Source organism: Chryseobacterium sp. KBW03 (assembly GCF_003852415.1).
Lineage (GTDB): Bacteria > Bacteroidota > Bacteroidia > Flavobacteriales > Weeksellaceae > Chryseobacterium > Chryseobacterium viscerum.
Genome location: NZ_QAJO01000003.1, coordinates 1 through 22,249, shown reverse-complemented (window position 1 = coordinate 22,249; position 22,249 = coordinate 1). Strand labels below are relative to the sequence as shown.

The window sequence follows — 22,249 nt, the reverse complement described above, 5'->3', positions numbered from 1 at the left end:
TGATCTTGCGTGGAAAATTATCTAAACGTGAAAAAAGCAGGGCTATTTCGCTCAGCATCAACCATTGTAAGCCATAACAGTGAATTAGAATAATATATCTTACCTTTGCAGTGGTCCTAAAAGAAAGAGGTATGATTGCTAATAAGTCAAGCAGAAATAAAATCCGAAGAGTCAGCTATGCTAAATTAATTGGAAGTTCAATATTAATAAGTATAGTCTGCTGCCTGATAGCATTCAGTTTAAAGCACATCACAGCATTCATTCAGGAAAGATTATTTGAAAGAGTAATGTCAGCGGGAAGTTTCTTAATTATCTTCCTACCAAGTATCGGCATAACAGCAATCTATTTCCTGCGCAAGTACTTTTTTCATAACAGAAAGAATAAAGGTATCAAAGAGATCTATACCACCCTTGAAACAAGAAAGGACCACCTACCTGCATTTAAAATACCCTCACATTATATCAACGGATTTCTTACAGTTATTTTTGGTGGTTCTACAGGCGTGGAAGTATCAACTGTCGTTGCTACTGCAACCGTTGGAAATCAGGCCTATAAATATCTGCATGCAGCCTGGGCATATAAAACAGAAATGATATGTGCCGGCATTATAGCGGGTGTAACCGTATTATTTGGAAGCGCCTTGGGAGGATTTTTATTTGCTATCGAAGTTATTGCACGTAAATATAATAAATCCATTTTGATCAGCGGGGTCAGTTCGATGCTTGTTGCCTATTTATTTGTTCACTATTTTGATTCGGAACCTCTGTTTTCAGCACACGTGCAGCAATGGCACTGGCAGGCCATACCCTTTGTTATCATTTTGGGTCTGATCGGGGGAATCTTCGCACTTTATTTTACCAAGATTGTGATCTATGCAAAAACATTTTTCGGGAGTATAAAGAATAATTTTATCCGTGTAAACTTAGGTGCAATAACGGTTGGCATATTTATCCTGTTTCTTCCTTCCTTATATGGAGACAGTTATCACGGGCTTGGTAAAATCCTGGAGAGCAGTGCATCAGACTGCGTAAATATGATGTACTTCATTCCCCTTTTACTTCTTATTTTCATTAAACCACTTGCCGCTTCACTTACCTTAGGTGCCGGAGGTGATGGTGGAGTATTTGCGCCCAGTATCGTAACAGGTGCATTTTTAGGTATTTTCTTTGCACAATTTTGCAATTATTATCTTGGCACACATCTGATCGTGATAAACTTCGCATTATTCGGTGCCGCTGCCATGCTCTCGGCAGCCATACATGCTCCTTTCACAGCCATGTTTATTATTTCCAGCATCGTTCCATCTGGTTATGTGCTCCTGTTACCACTGTTGATCGCAGGTTTTGTTTCCAAAACGCTGGCAAAGAAAATCTATCCGTATAATGTTTACACTTACAAAGAAGCGACCAGTTACTGATAATAATTTGAACCAGATGTTCTAAGTTTTTACTGTGTTCCGGCCGGATATATATAACTTAACACGTTTACCATTTAATGTAAAGAGCTTGTTAGAAAACAGACTCTTTACATCGTGCAGCAAATCGAAATACATTTTCAGTATAAATTCTAGCGACTGCATAAATAAGGATATTAGCTAAAATATGCTTATATCTACACTAATTTTGACACCCCGACTTTCGTTTATTTCGTTCGATTGGCTGCTGAGAACGATTTTCGTATCGGTTCATCGATCCACTTGAGAATAAAATGGGACAAGATTATTAGAAACAACATTCCGGCGCTGACAGTAACCGTCAGTTCCATCTTGTTCGGTTTAACTTTTTCAACATAGCTCGTAAAGATCCAGATAAAAGGGTAATGAACAACATATAAAGGATATGAAATATCCCCCAGCCACTTGCATGCCTTTATTGTCTTTTGCTTTAAATGGTCTGCTGCAGCGCTTAAGGCGATCAAGAAAGGAAAATAGAAGATTGCCAGAAGCGGATCAACTATTGGACTTAGCCACTCGGAATAAGGGATAAAAAATACAGCTGAAAGTGCGATCGTGAGCAGAAAAAAGGGCACCTTTTTATGAAAAAGCCAGTTTTGGCGGAAAACCAGGATCCCTGCCGTAAATGAGAAAGACAGCCTTACGCCACCACCCCAAAAATTATCGCCGCCGAATCCCACGGCGAGGTACCCGGACTTATAGGATTCATAGCACAGCAGAAGAGCAGAAATGATTAGGATTGTCCACAGTACCCGTTTTGAAGCTTTAACAAGGAAAAAAGCATAAATGATGTTTCCGATATATTCCCAAAAAAGTGACCAGGTCGGTGGATTTAAGTGGAAAAGGTTAAAATAGCGCTGCGGAACAGCTGGATAAGGAATTAAAAAGCAGGCGCTCAGAAACATAAGCAAAAGCTGTAAGGTGCTGAATGAATCTTTGAGGTCGCTGAAAGGATCAAACACAAACGCCAAAAGCCCGATTATTGCCCCAACCACAACCATGGGATGTAGACGTATCAGCCGTCTTTTAAAAAAATCTTTCTTTCCTATTTTGTCCAGTCTGTCATCATAGGCATAAGCAATGACAAATCCCGAAAGGCAAAAGAAAAAGTCGACTGCCAGGTAACTATGCGGAATAAAACTGTCATGATAATCCGGTGCCACGATCTCCATAAAATGAAACAGTACAACCCCGATCGCCGCAACGCCCCTTAAACCATCCAATGCACTGAAATGTTTTTTTGTAACACTTCCTTTTCGATAATCACTCATTATACAAAATCTTTAAATCAGCATCAAAGATATAGCAACCGGGACCGTCGGAATGGTCACAATCGTTTCATTTATTTGACAAATTTTCTCAAATTTTCACCTATCTCCTATTTATACTTTCATAAGCCATTTACAAGTTCAATTTTCTAGATCTTGGTAGTGTTACTTTAGGTGCAGGTAAGATACCTTAATGCAAATTGATGAATGGTATCCCGTCTCACGATAGTAAAATGCGACCGGAGAATTCCGGGATTTTTTTTTTGAATGTGAATTTAGTCAAACTTTCAGTCACAAAGTATGCGCTATAATCGACGAGACTTTTTTGACAGAAGTGAGGAGGTGATTCATTGAAAACAATAAAACAAAGAAGCAAGAAGAGTATTCACTCTTGCTTGCTTCCAAAAATTCTTCCGTTTAAAGATAGATGAGCAGTAATTCTGCTTCTATACCTGCCCCTAAAGTCCCAGATACATTTTGAAATCAAAATGCTTTCTTGTTTTTGGCTCTAACAGGCGGTAATAACTTTGCGGTTTGCCGTCCCGGCCTGTATACTGAGGAACGAGAAATGGATTGAAAGTATGAATGACTTCAAAACTCCAATTGGGAAAGCCAAACTTTCTTTTGGTCACTTCCATCATATAAAAGTTTAAAAGGAAACGGTTTTCTTTATCCCAAACAGTCTTTTTAGCCTTTTCATTTATTGCAGCAAATTCGCTCTCTTTTGGATTGTAGTCCACAGCCAATTTAAATTTTTCATTAAAACGGGCCAGGATCTCGTCGGCTTTTTCTTCCACATTTTCAGGCGTGATCTTCTCCACTTCCTCCTGAAAATCTGTTTCGAGCAGTCCGTAGTCGTGGCTTTCCATAGAATCTAAAAATGCTACTGCATCGTCCTCATTGTCAAAACTCAAAAAGAATTTCTTATTGTCACTGGCCATTACCCGAAATTCTGCTTTCTCCTTATGCTTGGTACAAGTCTTACGCGTATTTGGATTTTGCCTAAAAAATCCAAAATTCTGTAAATCTTTCCTGATTGCTTCAAAATCATTAAGATCACATTTTGTTTCGACGATTTTAAAATTCTGTTGTGCCATTAAGTTCATATGTATTATTGGTTGCGCGCAATTTATGGGGTAAATTGCTTTAAGATAGTTTTCCATTTGGTTATGTTGTTTTGGTCTGTTAAGGTAAAAATTATTGTAATTCAGTAAATAGGTGATTATACTTTTTGTGGGATTTTTACGGATTGCGTAATATCAAAAATTTGCTTTACCAATTTATATAGGAGGATCACCTTTAAATGTTAACACACAAACTTAAACTAATACTGCTTTGGAAATTGTAAATCCTACTCAAAACCGTAATTGAGCTAGACTTCAGCGGTTAGAGATTCATTGATTAATGCGTCAGCGATTTCTAAATCCAATTCCTGATCGAAATTGGAATATATAGTGCCCTTTACGATAATTTAAAAAGATACGGTACTCTGATTTCAACTTTCATCGGTATAAATTTGCTGTATCAAAACATAAAATGTATTGCGAAATTTGGCTGTCATCTTGATCAAAAAATTCCATTTCCAATAAAAGCTCGTCCGAATGTCTATATGTTAAGAAAGTACCTGATCCATTTGAGAATGGAGCGTGATGGTTTTTCTAAATTTACAATTCGATGGGATTCAGTAATATTACGGAGCTTTAGATAATTTTCAAAACTAAAGTAGGTATCTTCATCGCCGTATTTTTGAAGACAAATCGCATAATAATTGCTCTGAAAATCTTCGATCGCGTTTTCTTCCCTGTCTATAATATCTGCCCACTGATAAATTTTTTCAAGCAGTCCTTGTTTGAGCAGGTTTTCCAGCGGCTCATTCAGATCCTGATCTTCCAACGCCCTCACGCAGCAATCAATTGTTTCTAAATTCAGCATTAAATCAAATTCTCTCTTTTGCTGGAAATCCTTAAACGAATAGGCAAAGTGCCCCTCCGTAATGCAGCGTTTTTCGAGTGGGTGCATCTTTAAATACTTGTATAACAATCCAGCCTCAATACTATTGATGCTAACTCTAACGCGAATATCATACAAAACTTCCATTATAAATTTTTATACATAAAACCTGTTGCGGTCAGTACGTCAGATACCGAGCATCTGACCGGCGGAGTTAAAAATTCTTATTGATACCCAAGACGATATGGAAAGGTATCAGCTTCTGGGTGTACAGGCTTTCACTGATATTATCGATAGAATACTTGGTGATGCTGTTGGAATTCAGCAAATTGTTCCCCTGCAGATAAATTTCGCTATTGTATCTTTTCGAGGTATAATTAAGCTTGATATCCCAAAAATGAGTTGGACTTTGACCGGTATTCCCAAATTTATAATATTCCATCGACGACTCGATCCTGAACATTGGACTTACCCTAAAATATACATTCGCGAAGGCTTTCTGATCCTGATAATTGCTTGAGTTTACATCCGAGACAATCTTATTGAAGGCGATCTCATAACCGAGTTCATAATTGAAAAATCCCATAAAACCTGATTTCATCTCAAAACCTGTTTTGAGGTTAGAAAACCGTGATCTGATCAGTGGCCCGCTATTGATGCTGTTTTCATATTCCGAATCCGAATAAGAACCTAAAAGACTTATTCTGGTCTTGATAAAATTCAGGTATTTGCGAAGTTCTAGGTTAGCGGAAAACGTGCTGTTATTCTTTACCAGGATCGCCTGACTGAACGTAAAAGTTGGATTCACGATCATATTATTTGAGAGGTAGCTGTCATTTTTTGAAAAATTAGCGTTAAAGGACAGATATTGCGAGCTGATCTGCCCAACGTTATAGCTTAAGTTAAAGCTGTAGCTGGGCAGCACTGTAAATCCGACCTCACTCTTGTTAAAATTCCTGTTTCCCTGATAAATGTATCCGGTATAGACATCATTGATGCTTACTGTTGAAAATCTTCTGGATGCGCTTAAACTGATATTTCCGGTCCTGCTGTTTTCATACCCAATATTGACGGTCGGAAACAGATGAAATCCTGCTGTATTCTCGTCTCGGAGATCGGAATAAATAAACTGACCCAGCATCGTAACACCATAACGCCATTTTTTGCTTTTCCGCAGATATTTTCCCTGGGCAAACAGGTTATTCTGCTCAAGCGACACATCATTGCTAAAACCCCGGTCATCGTAATTAACCTTATTGTCGTCCGCATCAAAAAGTGAAAGATCTGAAGATAACCGGTTACTCCGGTATTCATTTGCGGCCTGAATCTCAACCGATTCCTTTTCCGAATATTTTTTAAGGTAGGAAACCTTAACTCCACCAAAATTCATTTTTGAGCTGATGGTCTGCCGTGATTTCCTGACGTCCGGATTACCGGTGACTTTTTGGAATACATCATTATCATCAGTGAAATCATAGGGCCTTTCCTGAAAAATATATCTTGCAACGGCAACTACAGCTTTGGAAGAGTCAATTTTCTTGGTATAGACAAATTTATTCTCAGTAGACAACAGCCTGTTGGTTCCTATCTGGCTATTTAGCTGTTCATTGAAGACAAAAATATTATCGTTGTTTTCTCTCAGGGATGATGTTTTACTGTAAAACTGAAAATTCGAATTATTTCTGAATTCCTTTGAAATTTCCAGTTTTCCAACCAGATTCGTGTTGTTCTGTTTCCAGGTCTTATCCTCCACGTTTGCGAAATTTTGTCCCGCATAGTTGAACCGGTAAAAACTGGAGATGTAATTTCTGTTCTCGATGTCATTGAATACAGTGATGAATTTAATTTTCCAGTCATTCTTGAAGTTGTAGATATAGTTCAGTGAACCCAGTTTATCATTGTTGAAGTTGGTACGCTTATCCTGAAAGATGCTGTTTTTTTGATGAAGATTCACAACCGACAGTATACCCACGTTCGTCCCCACATTCTCAACCTCATTCTCCGAAGCCGGATCTATCAGGTATTCAACACCTTTCATTTCGTTCAGCCCGAGATTGTTCGCATTAAGAAGAAAATAGACCTTTCGTCTCTTGGTGAAATTCATCACGTTGACCTTCCCCTGTCTCATATCCTCTTTGTAACTTGTCGAAGCAAGCAATAAATTCCCGAACCATTTCCCTTCGCATCTTCCTTTAATGTTAGATTAAGGGCAATGCGGTTTGTATTTTCTATATTCTTTAGCAGTTTATTCTTGGAGTAGTTCTCCAGCACCTGAACTTTTTCAAGGGGTTTGGAAGGCATGTTCTGTGTAAGGGTCTGATAACCTTTTTCAAAGAGGTCATCATTTTCTATCATGACCCGCTCAACCTCCCTGTTCCTGAATTTTATTTTCCCGTCACTTTCAACCGTGATGCCGGGAAGTTTTTTTAGCAGTTCCTCCACATTGCGTTCTGTTCCGTTGGAGAAACTCTGCACATTATATTCTGTCGTATCTTTTTTTTGCCTGATCGGTGTGTTTCTGGTAATGACAACTTCTTTGATTTCCTTGACTTTATCACTGCTAAGTTCGATAGCGTTAAGATCAATAACCGAATTCTTTTTGATGAACGAGATAGGAATATTTTTCTTTTCATGCCCCGCCGCGGTAACCTGCAGGTTAAAGCTGCCATACTGATCCGTATTTAGCGAAAAGCTTCCGTCCTTATTGCTAAAGACGAAAGCTATGATATTATCATGTGTATCCGTAAGAATGATACTGGCTCTAAGAAGCGGCTGCTTACTATCTGAAAGTACAGTTCCTGCAATCTTCGTTTGCGCGGAGATCTTAAAAATTAGTATAAAGAATAATAAACATAAATATTTCATTAAGGCTTCTTGGTGTCAGGTTCCCATTCAAAGTGGGTTTCCATTGACATCTCTCTGATGTTGGGCACTTCGTACTCGGTTCCTGCTGGCAATGCAGCGATAGATTTATTCATATCGTCCTGCAAGATAACATTTTCCAATTCTATCATTTTTTTGAACGACATGATGGGGTCAGTCGTTTTTTTCTCAAAAATTGCTAGAATTTTAGGTGGAAACTGATCCTGCGAATTTAATGAAATTGTTTTTGCAGTACCTCTTATAAAACCATCTTTATCCTGAAATTCCAGGATAACACCAGGTAGTCCCTTAAGTTTCCAAGGAAACACTTCGACATTTAGATCCTTGGTGAACCATACCGTATATTCCCTTCCCCTAAAATTAGCGGTGGCCATAAAAGCTTTATAACCGAGAATATCCTTTGATTCCTTCGTGATCTTCCAGTCAAGGTTTTTCAGCTTTTCGGAAGCTAATCTCGGGAGCGGCTGCTTATCATTTTTTGGAACCATGTACACCCGCTGGTAGAGATTTTCGCTGGAAAGATCATAGTCATAGACATGATACGGATTAATTGATGTAAAGTCAGTTTCTATTAATTTTTTATAACTAACAGACGGATCACTGGCAAAGAAAAAATAGGAGTTTTTTTGATCACTTATGACAAATGATTTTAAATTACTCATATGGGCAAAAGTATAATCGTATTCCACGATGATCTTATCCTGAGCGCCAGCATATCCAAAAATTGTCAGCAATAAAAAAATTAATACGTTTTTTAAGGCCATAAGTCAATATATGGATCTAGTGTATGTACATAAGTCGTTGTAGTTGACCCTTCCAGCTGTCCCGAAGCACAGGGTGCCGCAACACGAGGACCCGCTACAGATCTGACATAATTACCTTGCTTATCCTCATATTGAGTGATGGTCTGCGTAAAACAGCCAGCAAGCTTCTTTTTGTTAATTTTTTTCACTCCGGGAGCGGCATAGGTTAGGCCGCTTAGACCTAGAACGGTCGCTGTTAAAATGATTCTTTTCATATTTTTTTATTTTAGATTATGGACAGCTAGTTGCTTGGTTAGGATCTGAACCTGGGTTCCATCCACCCTCTGTTCTGACTTCGTAATAAGTAGATGTTGAGCCTTCTGCCTGCCCCTCTCGGCAATTGACGGTATATTTTGGACTAGCCGAAGAATACAGATACTGTCCGCAGGTATTTTCAACGTTTACAATAACTTGCGCGTAGCAGTTTCCTTTAAAACACTGATCCTGATCAAGATCCTTTTCGATCTCAATAGTGTTAGCAAGAGCAAACTATGATGATCCTGCAATTAGGAATAAACCTAAAATGAGTTTTTTCATAAGATAAGATTTTTGTTGTTTATTGGTAATTACACATATTCTTACTCAGGTGAGTAATGGATTTTATTTTTTAATCTGCTTCTCTTACAGATCAATAACTGACCTATATGGCTGTTAAGGAAAACCTAGCCAATACACAGCAAGCGGAGAGATCTGATGGACATAAGTTGTCTGGGTGGAGCCTTCAAGCTGTCCCTGCGCGCATTCAACCGACACTCTCGGTCCAACAGAAGAACTTACGTAGTTGCCCTGAAGATCTTCATATTGGGTTACTGTCTGCGTAAAGCATCCGGCAAGCCTCTTTTCAGCGGCCACTTTTTTTACAATAGGTGAAGAAGCATAAGATAAACCAGCAAACCCTAAAACGGTCACTGTCAAAATGAATTTTTTCATAGATTTTAATTTAATTATGGTTGGATTAGTTACAGCTTGATGGTGTTGCTGGATCGGAACTTGGATTCCATCCGGCCTCTGTTCGTACTTCACAATAAGTGTCCGTAGTACCTTCCGCTTGTCCCTGTCGGCAATTAACGTTGTACATCGGACTTGCTGCGGAATATAGACACACGCCGTACTCTGTCTCATGATTGACGATCACCTGCATAAAGCATTGCTCTTTAAAAATTTCTGTTTGGTCAAGATCATTTTTTCGATCTCAATGGAGTTTGCAAGCACGTAAGAAGATGTGCCTGTCACCAGAGATAATCCCAAGAAGAGTTTTTTCATAAGTTTTTAGTTATTTAATGGTAGTCAAATATAGAAATTTTTATCACACAAAAATGATATTTTTAACTTTTATTTAATATTTTATGTATCATTTCCCCCTAAAGACCGCCTATACGGCATTTGATAAAATACCTACTTCACCAGTCTTAGATAAAATACAAGCTATTATTGCTCCCAATAAAACAATTTTCAATAAAACATTGCCTTCGAAAAAGATGTTCTCCAAGATGAACACTTCGAGCTGGAAAAATAGAATGCATTTTTTTAAAGTGGATTCAGATAATTACCGGAACAATCGGATATTCTGCATTAATTTTAGGCGACAACTTGCATTTCGTTGTTTGGAAAGTTATAGAAAAATGCATACCTACGGATGGCATTGCAGACAAATGGACTTTTATTTAAAACTTAAGCAGAAGTTGCATAATTACGCTTTCAGACAGCAATTTTTCAATTTTAATTAATATTGGGAAGAAAAAAATTATTATATTGTACCTAGAAACTAACAAGCCATTATTAATGCCAAATAACCTATTAAACCGGATCAATTACGTCCATGTTGGAAAACATGGCACATTCTATCCTGATACCAATCCCCTGTACAATTCGACTCCCGCTGAAATTGATGCATTATTCAATTTCTTAGAGGAAAACAATAAATCGAAGTTACTATTATATTTTCATGGTGGTTTAGTTAGCGCCGACGAAGGATTGAAAACAGCCGAAAGAATCATAAGATATAGCAGCTCAGGTTCTGATTCCCATGCATTCTGCTTTGTTTGGGAAACTGGCTGGATGAAGACCATTACAGATAATTTAACGACCATTTCTAATTCAGATTTTTTTAAAAAGATTTTAATAAAAGTTTTAAAAGTCACAGGTTCAAAATTAGGAATTGAACTTGATGATCTATTTGATGGAGCAAAAGGATTTGGTCAACTTACAGAAGAAGAAATTGAAGCCGAACTCAGAAAAGAAGCACCTTTTGAAAGTTATCAGATTAATGCGGGCGCAAAATCAGCAACTATCATAAATGCTGAATCAGCAATGGATGAAAGTGGTATCCATATTCTAGAGGGCGAATTGCAAGCAGAGCTAGAACTAGAAATAGAAAGCGACCCAGAACTACAGGAACTTATTTCTACTGAAAAAAGTCAGGCCGAAGAAAATATCTTAGATACTAAATATAAGTACGGTTCAGAAGAAAATGCCAAAGGGTTAATCACCACAATGGAAGTGATCATAGGTGCAACCAATGTTGCAATCCGTGTTATAAAGCGTTACATAAAAAAAAGAAATCATGATTTTTACCCCACAGTAGCAGAAGAGACGATGCGTGAATTGTATGTTTCGGAACTCGGAAACTGGCTTTGGGGAAACATGAAACGGAAAGCCGTAGATATGTGGAAGCACAGCGATTTTGAAGGCAACTTTTTTCATTGGCCTGTAGGATCATATTTTATAAAAAAACTTACTGAGTATCAAAAAGAAACTGGTAAAAAATTAACAATCGATTTAGTTGGACATTCTGCGGGTTCTATCGTCATCTGTGAATTGATCAAAATGATATCAGCTAAAGGCTATGACATCAAATTCCGTAATATTATTTTCATGGCTCCAGCATGTCGTACAGATCTTTTTAAAAATACTGTCCTTAAAAACCCTTCGATGTTTAATTCCTTCAGATGTTTCACTATGTCAGACGAATTTGAGAAAAAGGATAGACTGTTTTACTTTGTGTATCCTAGATCCCTCCTTTATCTAATTTCGGGAATTCTAGAAGATGAGAGCGATGCATTGATTTTAGGGCTCCAAAGACATACAACAGGTAATCACCCATATAATGATGATCAATCCATTATAATATCAGATTTTCTAAAAAAAGAAGGTCACACCGTCTATGCGGTAACTAATACAAGTGCTGAAGAGGGGTTCCGATCTGGCGCGCAAAAGCATGAAGCCTTTGACGATGATGAAGAAACGACATTGGATAGTATTATCCATATAATAAAGCAATAACAAAATGCCTGCAAATATAGACGATTATGCAGTAATAGTTGGTGTTAACCACTATGCTGAATTAGCGACATTAAAGGGGCCGGATAAGGACGCCAAAAGATTTCACAATTGGGTTGTTGATGAAAAGGGAGGATTTGTTCCACCTGACAACTGCTATCTGGTACTTTCAGAAGAAGATTCTTTATTACCTATACAGTACACCATTGATCAATGTTTCGGTAGAATCAACAATAAAACCAAGATGCGAAAAGGTAGAAGGTTATATTTCTACTTTTCTGGACATGGCCTTGGACTATCATGGAATGACACGGCGCTTGTTCTGCCTCAATGGGATAGCTTTTTTAGAAACCACGCCCTTTCATCAGGTGATTACCGTACCACCTTGATCGAATCTGGAATATTCAGTGAAATATTCTTTTTCTTAGATTGCTGTAGAAATCGGAAAGTAGCCGTGAATGGTGCGCCACCATTGTTTGGCAATGTTATGCCTGCTGCAACGGCAGGAGCATGCAGATCATATGTCTACTCAGCTTCCGAATTTACTAATCAAGCTTATGAAGCGCTTTTACAGTCAGAAAGTGGCAGTATACAAGAAGTTGGAATTAGGGGAATATTTACGGAATCGCTTTTAAATGGTTTAAGGGGAGCCGCTGAAAAAGATGGGAAAATAACTTCCCTTTCGTTAGCGAATCATCTCGAAAGAGATCTTCCAAAGATCGCTGAACAGACTAACAAAGTTCAGGTCCCAAATATTCAAGGTCATTATGCTGACACAACAATAATAGATGGGCTGACTGTAAATATCACCAATGTGCAGATTACTTTTACTGTCAGCGGTAAAAAGGCCATATTGGAAGATTCAGACCTTAATGTTTTAAAAGAAGGTATTTCAGATGTAGGTGAACCTTGGACCATAGATTTATTTAAAGGACTTTATACGATTTACTACGAAAATGAACAATCTGATGCAAAAATAATGAGGATAGATGGGACAATAAAAACAGTAAGCTATGGTATTTAGAACACAGGAGATAAGTGAACGAAAACAGTTTAATTTCAAATTTTCTGTTGTAGGCCCGCTGAGTGAATTTGTTTTGCTTAAACTGTTCAGTGGTAAAGGAGAAATTTTAGCTAGCGAACATGAAGAAATAATACAAGATCTGCCCCGCGGACTATATCAGCTACAGATCTTTTCAAATGAAAAATTTGAACAGCAATTGATCAGATTGGATGAAGATCTTCACTTAACATGGACAAATAAAGGGTCCTTTTCATCTATTCCCGCCGATTTTTTGCGTAGTACCAAAAATTATTACCAAGATGCTGTCAATCGCTGGAGCCAAAGATCCACCATGGATAACGTCGGAATTAGGGATAATGATGCATCGCTGTTTTTATTTTTTAGATACCCTGATGAAATCATAAGAGGAAATCAAGAAAATGTAGCTCAGTCTATGGGATGGCGCTTTTCAATACTGAACAGTAATAGAAATGTGATTTATCGCCTTTACAATAATACTAACATTAAAGAAGATACGCATAATGGATGGTTAGCATTCCACGCAATAATGGAACCCGGTATCTACTATCTTGTATATAAAGGAAACTCTAAATCAAGAGAAATCCCATTATATGTGTTTCCGGAATGGCAAACCCAATTCTACCTCACCTTTAAACGTACTCCAATTTTTTCTACCGCTAGGGTCCAGCTTGTTCGACAGAACAAACCTTATGAATTGCAAGAAAAGGAAACAATTCAGTTAGACGCAATTCTAAGAAACCTGGAAAATGAGATCTACTATGTTCCCCAGTCTCTTATTAGCAATATTGCACATTCAAAATGGCGAAATCCTATTTTAGCAATTGCGGTTTGCTACGCCTATTTACTTAGTAATGAAGAAACGAATGACCAACTTTTTCGTATAATGCTGCGGAATATTGAAGAAAGAATACTTCCCTTGGAAAATGCTTCTGACCTAAAAGCATTAAGATTACTGGCCGCAAACCATTTCGGAGATCCTATTCCTCATCTGGAATTACAGGAACCTTGCATGTTTAATGCAGGAATGAGGGCATTTATTGAAAACTCCATTAAGCATTTGGACAAGATTACCATAAATGACATGTGTGAAGAAATGATTTCAAATCTACATAGTGACAGTGCCTGGACATCATATAGACCTATTGAAAAGTTTTATATAAATGAAGTATGGGACAATTCAGAACAGATAAGCATTTTAGAAACTTTTCAACTGAAAAATAAGCCTTATGAAAATATAACAAATTCCTTATCCAAACCTAAGAACCTCCGACTAGAGGATTGGCTAAGTCTCAGTATTACTTCACAATTAATGGCTAAGAAAGAAAGCCCAGTAACAGCAAAAAGCTTGGCATTTCAGTTTCAGGTAACACAATCAATGGTTGAACATAGCATTAGTAACATAAAAAACAAGTTGATTAATAATGAACAGCAAAACTTGTTATTAGGGGATAGTGAGGAAATAGAAAATTTAAGGGACAATATTTATAATGTAATCACCAATGATTTAAATAACATTTAGTAAACTTTTATATTAACTGCTACTTTTAAATAAAAAATAAAGGTCTCGTTTTAAAATGAAAAATGGCAGGTCAATTTAAGAATGATCTGCCATTTTAGGGAATAAGAATTTTATGCCACTATTTCGGTGATGCGCTTTATTAGAAGTAACTTCCTTACTTCAATGAATTCTCTGAAATTTGAAACCTCCAATCTAATGTGCGATGGTATAATATGTGAAATTAAATCTATCTCATTTTCCTCAATCCACACTTTTAGATGCTTGTCTTTTTTACTGGAATTAAGAGAGCCATTTAGCATCTGCAGATTTAGGATACTATTCCAGTTTTGGGGATCTTTATAAAAATCTATATCAGATTCTGGAATTATAGAAATATATTTATCTAAATTTCTAAATAAATTGGCAGAATATAAGTGATCTTTATGAGTGTCCTGATTAAAATAATCTAAATTAGGGTAGAGTAGTGATAATATTAAGTGAGCCTGAGGATCTTCATATTGTGTTTTAAGAATTTCGTCAACGAATGCGCTATCAAAAGTCAAATTCTTAGAAGGATCGGACGCAAACTCGTCCACAATATCTTGAAACGGAAATTTTGGATCATTCAACTTTAATGACATTATTTTGCGAATCTTAGTTAAGACACTATCAGACTGTCCTCCAAAAACTCCTTTCAGCAACGAAATGAGCAACCATTTATGAATAAGGGCTCTAACGTGGTTATGTTTTAAAGGATGATTGATCTCTCCTACCAATTTTTTATGGTAAATAAAATAAATAATTGGAATAACCGCATTCTTTGCTCGTAATGTAAAATTGGTCAATCCTAGATTAGCTACTAATTCAAAGCTTGTTATAATCGCTTTTTTAATTTCAAGCCAGTGCTCTTCAAAATTCACAATGTTTGCCTCATCGAAATTTTTAATCTGAAATTTTACGTTATCATTAAGAAGTACCAAGCATGTTTTTAGTACAAAATCTTTAGTAATATGAAATTCCCTGCCGCGGATTGCAAATACTTGATTGATAACATCTGGTATTTCTTTTCGTGCATCTAAGTTTTTCCAGCTTGCAGTGATTAAAGACATTAATAAATCTGAAAATGACAAAGGTTCTCCTCCACTATTAGTCCTTATAAAGATATCGAGCACTGTTGACAAATCTTGACTATTTTCAAGATAATAGTTTATTAGAGGTCTCTCATGTACAATTGTCCATAACTTTCTGAGAGTTCCCTTTTTAAATATATCTCCCAACCAGCCATTCTCCTCAATAAAGTTATCTAGTGCATTTCTATCTCCAATAGTCAAAATATCTCCAACCTTAAACCACAGCTTATTTGAATCATGTTCAGCATGCCAAACAATATCCTTTTCCCTTAAAAAACGAAAATCATATTGTACTTTTCTTTCATTATCTTCATGTATTGGATTACTGATATCCAGATAAAGAAATCGGGTTGGAAGATTAGTCTCATCATTTATCCACCATTTTTTATATTCTTTATAAGCATAAGAACCTTTTAGCCCAATATATATACTTGTCAGGCGCTGTTGTCCATCTATGACTGCATAAAAATCTTCATAACCTTTTGTTTCGAATTCTGGATTGAGCTCATTATAGCGCTCTCTATATTTCTTCAGAAATTCATAAAATTTAAAATTGTTTTTTATACTGGAATCAGTGACTCTCCAAAGCATAAATGAATTTATAGGGTAGTCTCGCATGATACTATCAAAGAGTATTTCTATTTGCGCAGTAGACCAAACGAACTGCCTCTGCAATGCTGGTAATAGATATTCTCTTTTGTCTATATGCTTGATTGCCTGCTGAATTGTTATAGGCTTTTCAAAACCACTTATCATTATCGCTGAATGTTATTAGTTAATAAAGGTAATTTGTCGAGTATTTTTTTTGAGAAGGTGCCCTCAAAAAAACAATTTACAAAAATTTATATCAAAATTTGCGAGTATTTAATTTTAGAAAGAAAAAATTATATTAATGTTGTTGATTCGGTGAAACGGTGGACAATATTTGTACAAAATCTTGTCCAATATATCATTACGCCTATTTTCTAATCCTTTGAAATATATGCTCCAAACCCCACCGGTTCAATTTTCTCTTTTCTAATCCATTCAAGTGCGTAATCCAACTGATCAATAAATCTCTTCTTCTTATCATCCCAATCAAGGAAATCTTGTTTCAAAATATCATCGGTGAACAGTTCTTTCTTTATCAATCTGTTATTCCAAACAGCATACATAGTTGAAATCATTTCACAAAACTCCCAGGTTTTCGCTTGAAACTTATCTAAAAGATTGCTTATACCGTTAGCTTGAGCTTTAAACTCCCGATTAAATAAAGAAGGTAATTCATTTGATGCCGATAAAGGTGTGTAAGTAACTTTTGAGGTGCTACCAAACTTATCTTTTTTTATCTCGAAAAATCTTAGAGACTTTAATTTTGGTTCTATTACATGTTCTAGTTCCCAAGCATACGGTCCGGCTACATTTTTCAGATATTTCAATTCTGAAAACAATTGACAATGATACTCTACCAAATGAAGCATCTTTTGCAATTTCACTCGACCAAAATCTTTCGAATTCTGTGTACTTAACTTTTTTATAATATAGCCTGCAAGAATTGCCATATCTCCAGTATCACAATTCTTCTGAATATTTTTCGAAATAGAATAAATTGGAGATTCTTCTCGAGTAAATTTTAGATTTTCATTTTCTACTTCATTCTTTCCATCAAGTTTTTCTCTTAAAACTTGTTGAAGAAGTTGTTCAGTATAGTTTTGACTTTCCTTTCTTGATTTTTCCAATTCATCACAGTATTCCATTAAACTGTCTAATCTGGAGTTAATACGGTTTATTACTTCCTCCGGCGGAAGTGGTATTAGAATATTTGAAAGTTTAGTTCCATTAAAATTCGCCTGACCATTCTGTTGAATAATATTGGGTTCTAATTGATTAATTCTACATACTTTACTGTTAATGTACTTACAAATAAAATTAGAGAACTGATTCTTTTTAATAAATCGAACAATTATTAAATATGATGCACAAGTAAATTTTCCAACCTCATTAAAAACAGCAGATTTACCTACTAATTCAAAACTGTTTGTTCTATTGAAAAGTAAATCATACTCTTGTAGATAGAGAGATGGTAAATCAGCAATATCTGAATCTGTATATTTTAAATTTGATAACAATAATTTGCCGTCAGTTGTTATATTGCCCATTCTTAATACTGGTACTTCTCCCTCATCTTTAGTTTTAGTAGAGGTACCATAAACTATACTCTGAGATAATTCCCCTAATCTACACCAAGCCCAATTTTCAGGAATCTCAAATGGAATATCATCTTCAGAAATTGGAGGTAGAGATTTAGATTTTTTAATCTTTTTTTCTTTAATTAATTTCTCTTTCTCATTTTGAATTTCTTGTAGAAGATCAGCACCGGTTATATTATCGGAAGTTTCGTTACTAACCAATTTTCCTTGCATTGCTTCTTGAAGAAATACTTGACGCAGTTGATCAATTAATTCAAGTTGGTAATCTAATTCTTTGGATATCTGATTGGAAGTTTTTTTTAAATCCGTATAAAATTCTACAAATCGGAGCTGCTCCTCGATACTCATTACTGGGATTGGAATTTTTTCAATCTCTTTAATAGGCAAAGTAACATTTGCCATTCCTTTCATCCTTCCAACTAACTCTTTTTCTTTAACAAGATTCAGATAATAATATAAAAATTGAGAATTTATCTCATCTTGATCTTTAGGAATTATTGCACAAAGAATTGATCCAAGTGCAAATTTTCCTTCTTGATAATGAATTCTTTTTATACTTGCATGTCCGTGTCCCGTTCCAGAAACCAAGGGAACAATTACAGCATTTGCATTAAATTGAAACTCATTATGAGATTTTCTTTCTTCACTAGTCACTACTAACGGATACTCACCTTTAACTGCCTTTTGAATTCCAGTCTTTCCTTTTGTAATAGTACATAATTGTTTTAATGTTTTGTACTCCATCACTTAATCATTTCTTTCATTTTAAACAACAATCCTTCGGCATCATGAAATGATTTTGATAGTTTACCGATCAATTCTGTAGAAGAAAATTCAATCACTTCTTCTTTCTTGTTTGGATTTTTTATATCAAGATCAAAGTTGCGATCTTTTAAACTGTCAATTGACACTTTCCAACATACTTCCGATTCTTCACGATTATTCCACCATTCTTTAATAGGATCAAACTCTGACTCTTTAATTGGTTTTGTTTTGCTATAAGACTTTTGCCCTTCCGGTAATCTGTGCTCATAATACCAAACTTCTTTTGTAGCAAAACTTGAGGTATCGTTATTATGATGCACTTTATCAAAAAACAAAAGATTGGTAGCTACTGTTGCATAAGGTTGAAACACAGAATTTGGTAAACGGATAATAGTATGTAATCGACAATCTTTTAACAGTTTTTCTCTTACCCTTTGTTTCACACCATCGCCTGTTAAAGATCCGTCAGGCAAAACAATTCCTGCACGACCACCTACTTTTAATAAGTGAATCATTAATATTAGAAATAAATCCGCAGATTCTTTAGTACGATAGTTTTGAGGAAAGTTGTTTTCATTATTATTCGCTACAATTCCCCCAAACGGAGGATTTGCTTCGATAACATCCACACGATCCTTCTCACGATATTCCGATAAAGGTCTATCCAAGGAGTCACGATAAGTGATATTGGGAATTTCTACATCGTGTAAAATTAAGTTGGTAGTCGCAAGAAGATAAGGTAATGGTTTATATTCCCACCCAATAATATTATCCTGTAAAGATTTTAAATCATCCAATGATGAAACTTTTTTAGAGATGTTTTCAATAACCGCAGTTAAATAACCACCCGTCCCGCATGCCGGATCTAAAACCTTCTCTCCTAATTTTGGATCAAGAATATGAGTGATAAATTGTGTTATAGCCCTTGGTGTATAAAACTCACCGGATTTTCCGGCAGACTGTAAATCTTTTAAAAGACCTTCATAAACATCTCCAAAGGCGTGTTTATCTTTTGTATTATTAAAATCAATTTCATTAAGTTTATTTAAAACCTTACGAATATTGATTCCACTTTTCATATAATTGTTGTTGCCGTCAAAAACTTCGTGTACGATTACAGCACGTTGATTTCCTGTACTTAAATCTAAATTTCTGAGAGCAGGAAAAAGTTCTCTATCAATAAAATAAAGTAATTCATCTCCTGTCATTCCTTCATCATCTGATGCCCAATTTTCCCATCTGTATTTTTCAGGAATTGGAGATACATAATTCTCATCCATGAGTTCCATTTCCTGGTCTTTATCACAGAAGACCTTGAAGAACAGCATCCATCCCAATTGTTCCAAACGTTGTGCATCACCGTTTAGCCCGGAATCCTGCCACATTATTTTTCTTATACTTTCTATTACTCCTGTAATACTCATTTTACATTTTATTATTTTGCAAAAGTACGTTCCTAAAAAATCTATACCAACATTATGGTGATATAATTTAAGCTATTGAGTAGATTTCATTTTCAAGTTCCTTTAAAGCATTGAGATACATTTCTCTTCCTCCGAATGTTTTAACAATTTCCATGGGCGAACCGAATTCAGAGATTGGGTTTAGCTTCAATACTTCCATAGATTCAATTGTTTCAACACCTTCATCAGCATACTTATCTACCAATGCAGTAAGAACATTTCTCGCCTGCTCACCATATTTTGCAAAATAATTTCTTTTTTTAACCTCATTTGCACGTTCTTTACGGGTCAAGGGTTTTTGATCAAACGCAACGTGACAAATAATATCAAAAAGATCACATTCTTTGTTTACTGCCTGTAAAAGTTCTTCAACCATAACCCCCTGTTCTGCCAATTCCTGGATAATTGCCTCTTTTCTATCGGAATTTTTCCAAAGATTTAAGAACTGATCTAAAGAGGTATATTTTTCACTTAAAATATCTTTGGTGTAGTCTTTTAAACTTACAGTAATCGGTTTACCTTCTTTATCAAAATACAATTCTCTTGAATTTAAAACAGTAACATCCACACCATTTACGTAGATTTTTGAAGGTTTCGTTTTCTTTTCGGTAAAGGGATCTGAATAGTCTGGTTTTGGGTCTTTCACTTGAGCTGTGCTCCCCTTTTCATCAGTTTGTAATTCGTCCGGAAAATCATTATCGAAATCATCGTTTGCCGCAGTATCTACATCAATAACTTTTATCCTAACAGGATCACCATCAAAATTGGGATCTGCAAACAAATCTGTTACATTTCTAAAATCCATGATGGTAAAATATAACTTCCCGAATTCTTCGTTCACTCTAGTCCCACGCCCAACAATTTGTTTAAATTTTGTCATTGATCCTATTTCGGTATCTAATGCAATCAGTTTACAAGTTTGGGCGTCTACTCCTGTAGTCATTAATTCCGATGTTGTGGCGATAACAGGATAAGCTTGTTCGGGATCAATAAAATTATCCAATTCTCTTTTTCCTTCATCATTATCACCGGTAATTCTCATAACATACTTATGATTTTGCAGTATAAGATCAGAGTTTAGATTTGCAATTGCTGACCTCATTCTCTCTGCATGATCTATATCTCTGCAAAAGACAATTGTTTTATTAAATCGACTAGTATTTTGCAGAAACTCGGTCACTTTTCTTGCGACCGCCCAAGTTCTGTTATCAATAACTAAATTTCGGTCAAAATCTTTTCTATTGTAAATTCTATCCTCAATAACATTACCATCTTTATCCCTCTTGTCTTTTTCTGGTCTCCAACCTTCAACATCTACATCCAAGGTTACTCTAATAACCTGGTAAGGTGCCAAAAATCCATCTTCAATTCCTTGTTTCAAACTGTAAGTATAGATTGGATCACCAAAATATTCTGAATTACTTACGGTCTCTGTTTCTTTTGGCGTTGCAGTAAGACCTATTTGCGTAGCAGTTTTAAAATACTTTAGAACCTCTCTCCATGCCGAATCTTCCTTAGCACTTCCTCTATGGCACTCGTCAATAACAATTAAATCAAAAAAATCTTCACTAAATTGTTTGAATATATTTTTTTCATCTTCACTTCCGGTTAAGCCCTGATAAATTGCTAAATATATTTCATAAGATTTGTCTACCTGTCGTTTTTGAACAATAGTCATCTTATCACGAAAATGTTTAAAATCGCCCCTTTTGGTCTGATCAATTAAGGAATTGCGATCCGCAAGAAATAAAATTCTTTTTTTTGTTCTTGATTTCCATAAACGATGAACAATCTGAAAAGCAGTATAAGTTTTACCGGTTCCAGTTGCCATCACCAACAAAATTCTATTTTGACCCTTAGCAATAGCTTCGAGCGTAAGATTTACAGCATTCTGCTGATAATATCTCGGAGATCTTCCTGAACCATCAAAAAAGTAATCTTGTTCAACAATAGATTTAGAGTCGATTTCATTAATCCCCTTAAATTCTAAATATTTACTCCACAATTTTTCCGGTGAAGGGAAATCATCTAATTCAATTTCGGTTTCAACGTTTGTAGAGTTAGTTTTATCATGGAATAAAAAACGATCTCCATTGGTTGAAAAAACAAATGGTAATTGAAGAATGTCAGAATATTCCAATCCTTGTTGCATTCCTGCACCAACTTCATGATTATTTTCTTTTACCTCGATGATTCCTATAGGAATATTTGGTTTATAATATAAAATATAATCCGCCCTCTTTTTTTTACCACGACTGGACAATTTGCCCCTAACGATAATTCTACCGTCTGTAAAATTGACTTCTTCTCGAAACTGTTTCATTTTATCCCATCCAGCATTTTCTAAGGCAGGAGTAATAAATTTTGTACAAATATCTCTTTCAGAAAACAGTTTTTTACTCATTTTTATGTAATTAAAGAAAATTATTTCATAATTAATATTGCAATATTACATATTATCAACTGTTCTCTTTTATTTTTTGAAACATTAAGTCTATTTTATATCTGATTCTCCGCAAACA

General features: G+C 35.7%; 16 protein-coding genes. 4 read left to right on the top strand and 12 right to left on the bottom strand.

What is annotated here, in order from left to right; genetic code table 11:
• The first annotated feature begins 131 nt into the window (after window positions 1-131).
• A complete protein-coding gene (locus DBR39_RS04030) occupies window positions 132-1,418 on the top strand; it encodes a chloride channel protein (protein ID WP_123865758.1) in 1,287 nt (428 codons plus the stop codon).
• Window positions 1,419-1,642: 224 nt separating this feature from the next.
• Here DBR39_RS04030 and DBR39_RS04025 read toward each other — a convergent pair whose 3' ends face one another.
• The 8 genes from DBR39_RS04025 to DBR39_RS03990 all read right to left on the bottom strand — a co-directional run bounded on the left by DBR39_RS04025 (window position 1,643) and on the right by DBR39_RS03990 (window position 9,273).
• A complete protein-coding gene (locus tag DBR39_RS04025) occupies window positions 1,643-2,725 on the bottom strand; it encodes an acyltransferase family protein (protein ID WP_124530960.1) in 1,083 nt (360 codons plus the stop codon).
• A gap of 455 nt (window positions 2,726-3,180) precedes the next feature.
• On the bottom strand, window positions 3,181-3,819 hold the full coding sequence (locus tag DBR39_RS04020; protein ID WP_124530959.1) for a hypothetical protein: 639 nt from the start codon (window positions 3,817-3,819) through the stop codon (window positions 3,181-3,183).
• 508 nt (window positions 3,820-4,327) lie between these two features.
• On the bottom strand, window positions 4,328-4,819 hold the full coding sequence (locus DBR39_RS04015; RefSeq protein WP_123865761.1) for a hypothetical protein: 492 nt from the start codon (window positions 4,817-4,819) through the stop codon (window positions 4,328-4,330).
• A gap of 67 nt (window positions 4,820-4,886) precedes the next feature.
• Entirely contained in the window at window positions 4,887-6,800 is a 1,914-nt protein-coding gene (locus DBR39_RS04010; protein ID WP_124530958.1) for a hypothetical protein, read from the bottom strand.
• A complete protein-coding gene (locus tag DBR39_RS04005) occupies window positions 6,797-7,537 on the bottom strand; it encodes a carboxypeptidase-like regulatory domain-containing protein (protein WP_124530957.1) in 741 nt (246 codons plus the stop codon). The genes DBR39_RS04010 and DBR39_RS04005 overlap by 4 nt, the downstream gene beginning before the upstream one ends.
• A complete protein-coding gene (locus DBR39_RS04000; protein ID WP_124530956.1) occupies window positions 7,537-8,319 on the bottom strand; it encodes a GLPGLI family protein in 783 nt (260 codons plus the stop codon). Before DBR39_RS04000 ends, DBR39_RS04005 begins: the two co-directional genes overlap by 1 nt.
• A complete protein-coding gene (locus DBR39_RS03995; protein ID WP_124530955.1) occupies window positions 8,310-8,573 on the bottom strand; it encodes a hypothetical protein in 264 nt (87 codons plus the stop codon). Before DBR39_RS03995 ends, DBR39_RS04000 begins: the two co-directional genes overlap by 10 nt.
• A 436-nt stretch (window positions 8,574-9,009) precedes the next feature.
• Window positions 9,010-9,273, bottom strand: coding sequence for a hypothetical protein (locus DBR39_RS03990; RefSeq protein ID WP_123865766.1), 264 nt, complete (start codon window positions 9,271-9,273; stop codon window positions 9,010-9,012).
• 867 nt (window positions 9,274-10,140) lie between these two features.
• On the opposite strand from DBR39_RS03990, the gene DBR39_RS03985 reads away from it, so the two are divergent.
• The 3 genes from DBR39_RS03985 to DBR39_RS03975 are packed head-to-tail and all read left to right on the top strand — an operon-like array spanning window position 10,141 to window position 14,201.
• On the top strand, window positions 10,141-11,640 hold the full coding sequence (locus DBR39_RS03985; protein WP_124530954.1) for an alpha/beta hydrolase: 1,500 nt from the start codon (window positions 10,141-10,143) through the stop codon (window positions 11,638-11,640).
• A gap of 4 nt (window positions 11,641-11,644) precedes the next feature.
• On the top strand, window positions 11,645-12,661 hold the full coding sequence (locus DBR39_RS03980; protein WP_124530953.1) for a caspase domain-containing protein: 1,017 nt from the start codon (window positions 11,645-11,647) through the stop codon (window positions 12,659-12,661).
• Window positions 12,651-14,201, top strand: a complete 1,551-nt coding sequence (locus DBR39_RS03975) for a hypothetical protein (protein WP_124530952.1) — start codon at window positions 12,651-12,653, stop codon at window positions 14,199-14,201. Before DBR39_RS03980 ends, DBR39_RS03975 begins: the two co-directional genes overlap by 11 nt.
• A 110-nt stretch (window positions 14,202-14,311) precedes the next feature.
• On the opposite strand, the gene DBR39_RS03970 is transcribed toward DBR39_RS03975, so the two are convergent.
• The 4 genes from DBR39_RS03970 to hsdR all read right to left on the bottom strand — a co-directional run bounded on the left by DBR39_RS03970 (window position 14,312) and on the right by hsdR (window position 22,131).
• Window positions 14,312-16,066 carry a DUF262 domain-containing protein gene (locus DBR39_RS03970; protein WP_124530951.1) on the bottom strand — a complete coding sequence of 585 codons (1,755 nt, stop codon included), beginning with the start codon at window positions 16,064-16,066 and terminating at the stop codon, window positions 14,312-14,314.
• 209 nt (window positions 16,067-16,275) lie between these two features.
• Window positions 16,276-18,243 carry a restriction endonuclease subunit S gene (locus DBR39_RS03965; RefSeq protein WP_124530950.1) on the bottom strand — a complete coding sequence of 656 codons (1,968 nt, stop codon included), beginning with the start codon at window positions 18,241-18,243 and terminating at the stop codon, window positions 16,276-16,278.
• Window positions 18,243-19,688 carry an N-6 DNA methylase gene (locus DBR39_RS03960; RefSeq protein ID WP_124530949.1) on the bottom strand — a complete coding sequence of 482 codons (1,446 nt, stop codon included), beginning with the start codon at window positions 19,686-19,688 and terminating at the stop codon, window positions 18,243-18,245. Before DBR39_RS03960 ends, DBR39_RS03965 begins: the two co-directional genes overlap by 1 nt.
• A 67-nt stretch (window positions 19,689-19,755) precedes the next feature.
• Window positions 19,756-22,131 (bottom strand): EcoAI/FtnUII family type I restriction enzme subunit R, encoded by a 2,376-nt coding sequence (gene hsdR, locus DBR39_RS03955; RefSeq protein WP_124530948.1) that lies wholly within the window; start codon window positions 22,129-22,131, stop codon window positions 19,756-19,758.
• Between the last annotated feature and the right edge of the window lie 118 nt (window positions 22,132-22,249).

What these genes read in the sequence shown, in the direction of transcription:
- DBR39_RS04015 (WP_123865761.1), bottom strand. Translation starts at nt 4,819, where the DNA reads ATGGAAGTTTTGTATGATATTCGCGTTAGAGTTAGCATCAATAGTATT.
- DBR39_RS03985 (WP_124530954.1), top strand. Translation starts at nt 10,141, where the DNA reads ATGCCAAATAACCTATTAAACCGGATCAATTACGTCCATGTTGGAAAA.
- DBR39_RS03975 (WP_124530952.1), top strand. Translation starts at nt 12,651, where the DNA reads ATGGTATTTAGAACACAGGAGATAAGTGAACGAAAACAGTTTAATTTC.
- DBR39_RS04010 (WP_124530958.1), bottom strand. Translation starts at nt 6,800, where the DNA reads ATGAGACAGGGGAAGGTCAACGTGATGAATTTCACCAAGAGACGAAAG.
- DBR39_RS04030 (WP_123865758.1), top strand. Translation starts at nt 132, where the DNA reads ATGATTGCTAATAAGTCAAGCAGAAATAAAATCCGAAGAGTCAGCTAT.
- DBR39_RS04020 (WP_124530959.1), bottom strand. Translation starts at nt 3,819, where the DNA reads ATGGCACAACAGAATTTTAAAATCGTCGAAACAAAATGTGATCTTAAT.
- hsdR (WP_124530948.1), bottom strand. Translation starts at nt 22,131, where the DNA reads ATGAGTAAAAAACTGTTTTCTGAAAGAGATATTTGTACAAAATTTATT.
- DBR39_RS03970 (WP_124530951.1), bottom strand. Translation starts at nt 16,066, where the DNA reads ATGATAAGTGGTTTTGAAAAGCCTATAACAATTCAGCAGGCAATCAAG.
- DBR39_RS04025 (WP_124530960.1), bottom strand. Translation starts at nt 2,725, where the DNA reads ATGAGTGATTATCGAAAAGGAAGTGTTACAAAAAAACATTTCAGTGCA.
- DBR39_RS03965 (WP_124530950.1), bottom strand. Translation starts at nt 18,243, where the DNA reads ATGGAGTACAAAACATTAAAACAATTATGTACTATTACAAAAGGAAAG.
- DBR39_RS03995 (WP_124530955.1), bottom strand. Translation starts at nt 8,573, where the DNA reads ATGAAAAGAATCATTTTAACAGCGACCGTTCTAGGTCTAAGCGGCCTA.
- DBR39_RS04005 (WP_124530957.1), bottom strand. Translation starts at nt 7,537, where the DNA reads ATGAAATATTTATGTTTATTATTCTTTATACTAATTTTTAAGATCTCC.
- DBR39_RS03980 (WP_124530953.1), top strand. Translation starts at nt 11,645, where the DNA reads ATGCCTGCAAATATAGACGATTATGCAGTAATAGTTGGTGTTAACCAC.
- DBR39_RS03960 (WP_124530949.1), bottom strand. Translation starts at nt 19,688, where the DNA reads ATGAGTATTACAGGAGTAATAGAAAGTATAAGAAAAATAATGTGGCAG.
- DBR39_RS04000 (WP_124530956.1), bottom strand. Translation starts at nt 8,319, where the DNA reads ATGGCCTTAAAAAACGTATTAATTTTTTTATTGCTGACAATTTTTGGA.